The sequence below is a fragment of the Streptomyces sp. NPDC059832 genome (assembly GCF_042731715.1).
Classification (GTDB): domain Bacteria; phylum Actinomycetota; class Actinomycetes; order Streptomycetales; family Streptomycetaceae; genus Streptomyces.
The window spans coordinates 69,060-73,586 of record NZ_JBHWIY010000005.1 but is presented as its reverse complement, the minus strand read 5'-3'; the positions used below and the strand labels follow the sequence as shown (position 1 = coordinate 73,586).

2 protein-coding genes are annotated in these 4,527 nt (G+C 69.1%); both read right to left on the bottom strand.

Features of this window, described 5'->3' with window-relative positions; all coding sequences use genetic code 11:
• Nucleotides 1–108 precede the first annotated feature (108 nt).
• A complete protein-coding gene (gene fxsT, locus ACFV8T_RS10515) occupies nucleotides 109–4,047 on the bottom strand; it encodes an FxSxx-COOH system tetratricopeptide repeat protein (protein ID WP_385326342.1) in 3,939 nt (1,312 codons plus the stop codon).
• A partial coding sequence (gene fsxC, locus ACFV8T_RS10510; protein WP_385326341.1) for an FxsC protein occupies nucleotides 4,031–4,527 on the bottom strand: 497 nt, incomplete at its 5' end. The genes fsxC and fxsT, both read right to left, overlap by 17 nt.

The window sequence follows — 4,527 nt, the reverse complement described above, 5'->3', positions numbered from 1 at the left end:
TGACCCGTGTGCCAAGGCATCTGGAGTGTGTGGGGAACCCCCCCCCCGAGAGAAAAAGGGGGGGGGGGAGCGGGGGCCCCCCACCCCCCCCCCACCCCCTCCCCGGGCTCATACCGCCATCGGTTCCAGTTCACGCTCGAACCGGCGCTCGTCCCGGGCGATCCGGCTCATCGGATGGTCCTCGCCGAGCTGCCGGGACAGTTCCTCGGCCGTTTCCGCCCGCAGCCGCATCGCCTCGTCCTTACGCCCCATCGCGTCGAGGGTGACCGCCATGTTCGACATCATGGCCAGCGTCTCCGGGTGGTGTGCCCCGAGAACGCGCCTGAGCTGTCCAGCCACCTTCCGTTCGGTTTCCAGCACGATGTCGAGATTGCCCGTCTCAGCCGTCGCGTTGGCCAGATTCATCACACAGAACAGGGTGTTGGGGTGCTCCGGCCCGTACACCTCGCGCATCGAAGCGACCACCCGGGTCAGTACCCGTTCCGACTCCTCCACCTCGCCGGCCCCCAACTGGTAGACGCCGAGGTTGTTCAGGGCGGCCAGGGTGTACGGGTGTTTTTCCCCCGGCACCTTCATGTACTGGTCGACGACCTCCTGCGCGGTGTTCCTGGCCTCGGTGGTCTCGCCCGCCGCGTACAGGTCCGCCGCCATGTTGAGGTCACAGGCCAGCGACTCCGGGTTGGCGGCTGTGTACTTGGCCCGGTACCTGGCACGGGTGGCCACCGTGAGCCTGCGGGCGTCCTCCAGCCTGCCCGCCCGGCGCAGCGACACCGCGAGGCTCTTCGCCGCGCTCAGCGTGCCCGGGAAGGCCCGGCCGAGTGTTGCCTTGTAGCTGTCGTACGTGCGGCTGAGGATGCCGACCGCGTCCTCGTACCGCCCGACGTCACGCAGGTCGCGGGCCAGGTTCATGGCCGAGGAGAGGCTGTACGGGTGCTCCGCGCCGAGCACCTCGACCCGCTTGTCGAAGACGTCCTGGTCGATCTCCCTGGCCTTGGCGTACTGCCCGATGGACCGCAGGGTGAACGCCAGGTTGTTGGCCGCCGCCAGGGTCCTCGGATGCGAATCGTGGAAGATCTGGTTGAACCCGTCGGTCGCCTCCGTCGCCAGCTCGATCGCCCTGGTGTACTCACCCAGCGTGCCGAGGTCGGTCGCCAGGCTGCTGGTGCTCATGTACGTGTGCGGGTGCTCCGGTCCCAGGACCTCCTGCTGCATCGTCAGGGTGATCTCGTCGAGCTCCCTCGCCTCCACATAACGGCCGCGCGAACGGTAGACGTTGGCGAGGTGGAAACAGAGGTAGAGGTACTGGATGTCCCGCTCCCCCAGCGTCTCCTTCCAGAGGGCACGCAGCTCCTCACCGAGAGCGGCGGCGGTCCTGAAGTCACCTCGCTTCCAGAGATAACGAACCCGGTCGATCAGCAGCCTGCGGGCCTCGGGCTCCTTGCAGTTGCGGGCATCGGACGGACCGAGGTGCGGCCAGATCGTGGCGAACTGCGACCAGCTCGCAGGGTTGTCGATCGGCTCGTTCTCGTCGTCGGGCCGGGCGCCCGCCAGGATGCGGTGGACGGCGTGCCGGGCGTCCCGCTGCTCCTCCTCGCTGAGCTGCGCCCGGATGACGGCCTGGACGAGCCGGTGCACCTGGATGGAGTTGGAGACCTGGTCGACCTTGGCGAGGGCGAACCGGCCGATCTCCCGGATGACCCGGCCCAGCACCAGCTTCTCCTGGAGCGAGGCGTCGTACGGCTTCAGCGCGTCGATCATCTCCTTGCTGTACAGGAGGTTCCCGGAGATCGGCTCGGGGGCGAAGAAGGCGCAGAGCTGGAGCAGCCGCACCGCGGCGGGCGAGCGCTCCTTCAGCCGTTGGATGGAGATGTTCCAGGTCGCGGCGACCGGCTCCGGGTATCCGGCCGGCTGGTTGAGCGCCAGGACCTCCGGGGCCTGCCGGGCCAGTTGTTCCAGATAGGTGTCGATCGGGGTGGCGGTCTCCGCGATCCAGGCCGCCGCCTGTTCGACGGCCAGCGGCAGGTCACCGACCGCGGTGGCCACCTGGGCTGCGTCCTCGTCGCTCAGCCCCGGGGCCCGGCGCTGAAGGTGTTCGATGGACTCCTCGCGCAGGAAGACGTCGACGGGCAGGGCGTCGCCGTGCTGGGACCAGGCCTGGTTCCGCGAGGTGACCAGGATGTGGCCGGAACCGCCCTGCGGGAAGTAGCGCCGGAGCCGTTCGGGATCGTCGGCGTTGTCGAAGACCAGCAGCCAGCGGTCCGAGGGCACACCGCGCCGCAGCAGGTCCACGGCCTCCTGGGAGGCCGCCGCCATGTCGTCGCCGCCCTGGGCGCCGAGCCGGACCGCGAGCTCGGCGAGCGCGGCCACCACGTCGTCGGTCTGCTCGGACGATATCCACCAGACCAGGTCGTAGTCGGCCATGAAGCGGTGCACGTACTCCAGGGCGACCTGGGTCTTGCCGACGCCGCCGAGTCCGTACAGGGTCTGCGGCTGCGGCAGCACGACGGCCATGCCGCCGCCGAGCTGGTCGCGCATCCGTTCCAGGACCAGGGAGCGGCCGGTGAAACCGGGGTTGCGCGGCGGAGCGTTCCAGATCCTGGGGACGGTGCCCGGAAAGCGCGGTCCCGGTGACACGGCGTCGGTGAGCTGTACGGGCCGGTCCAGGGCGCGCAGCAGGGCGGCGGTGGCGTGCACCTCGTCGAGCCGGAAGAGGTCGACGGGGTTGCGGTCGATGTAGGGCGCGGACAGCCGTACGTCACCGACCCTGAGCGGCAGCAGATGGCGCCGGCCGCCGCCGGGGTCCTCCGCGACGGCCCGGTCCCAGAGGTTCACCGCGCGCTGCGACTTGAGGTAGGCGCTGGAGAGCAGCACCACGGTGCGGGTCGCGTTCTCGGTGGTGATCTCCGACGGCTCGGCGGTCTCCCGCCCGGCGGACACATCGCGCGGTACGACGCGGAATCCGGCCCGGGTGAGCACGGATTCGATCCAGTCGGCCCACATCCGGTTCTCCGCCACATAGCTGAGGAAGAGATCGGCCGGCAGCGCGGGCCTGCGCCTGGTGAACGCGTCGCGGATGCGCAGCCGTACCTCTTCGCCGACCTGCGGCATCGAGGTGATCTGCTGGTCGGTGATGACGGAGGTGAGCCGTTCGAAGGCGGAGAGCAGGGAGTTGGTGAGGCCCGCCTCGTCGCCGAAGGTCGCGAGGGTCTCCTCGTAGGCGTAGTAGGGGCGGTACGGAATCTCCACCGCGCCCCAGTAGGCGGTGAGTTCGTCCCCGGACAGGTCGCGCGGCAGCCGGTCGAACTTCAGCCGGGCCAGCGCCCGTCCGGCATCCGCCTTCTCCTTCTCGCCCTCGTCGATGCGCATCGGGACGGGGAAGATGGAGATGGGGCGGCCGGTGTAGCGCTCGGAGATCTGCCGGGCCACGGAGGCGGCGCCGTCGATGGACTGGTCGCTGAGCGTGAAGCAGTCGACGAGGACGTCGGGGAGGTGGACGGTGCAGATGTCGGCGATGTCGCTGAGGCCGGTCCGGCTGTCGATGAGGACGTAGTCGTAGTTGGCCTTCATGTCGTCGCGCAGGGCGTCGAAGAAGTGGCCGCCGCCGAGCCGGTCGTAGAAGTTGTCCCAGTCGAAGGTGGAGACGGTCGCGGAGTATTCGCGGTTCTGCCGCCCGGCGGAGACGAAGTCGAGCGTGCCGCCCTGCGGGAACTCCCAGCCGAGTGCCTCGGGGGTGAGGGAGACGGCGTGCGGCTGGATACGCGCGTAGTCGCGGTGCCAGTCGTCGGCGCGCTGGACGGGGCTGGTCGCGGCCCACGCGTACTCGGTGATCAGATCGATGACGCCGGTGGTGGCACCGAGTGTCGAGGGGTCGAGGAACGGGTGGAAGAAGCGGTGGAGCCCCGGCGCCTCCAGGTCCCAGTCGACGGCCAGTACCCGTTTTCCGTTGGCGGCGAGTATCCAGGCGGTGTTGGCCAGGGCCATGGTGCGCCCGGTGCCGCCCTTGTACGAGTAGAAGGTGACGATGCGCCCGTCACGACTGGCCGTCATCCGTGTCCTCCGCATCCGTCGCAGGGTCGTGTGTCTCGGGGGTGTCGTTCATCTGCGCCATCGGCCCCATCAACCGTGTCCGTTCGGTGTGTCCGCCGCCGGTGGCGGGCGGGTAGACCGCCGCATGTCTCAAGTACTGCTGGGCCGCCACTTCGACCACCTGCGGCAGGATCCTCCCGAAGGCGTCCATGCTGGGTACGCCTCTGGCTGCGACGCGGCAGTAGGCCCGCCCCTGACGCATCTTGGCCGGCATGGTCTGTTCGAGTTTCTCGGTCAACTCGGCTTCGAAGGCCCTGCTTTCGGAGTCCTCGCGGTTCCACGGCACGACCATCGTCACCCAGGGGCGATTCTCGGCGTCGAAAGAGGGAAACCACCCTCCCCCCCCCTCCTCCTTCCGGGCCCCACAGTCGAAAAACAAAGCCTCCCGTCTGCTTGGGGGATTTTTTCCCCCCGTGTTCCCCGACCCCTCCTCTAAAGAGG

Coding starts and splice junctions, on each gene's coding strand:
- fxsT (WP_385326342.1), bottom strand. CDS start 4,047: ATGACGGCCAGTCGTGACGGGCGCATCGTCACCTTCTACTCGTACAAG.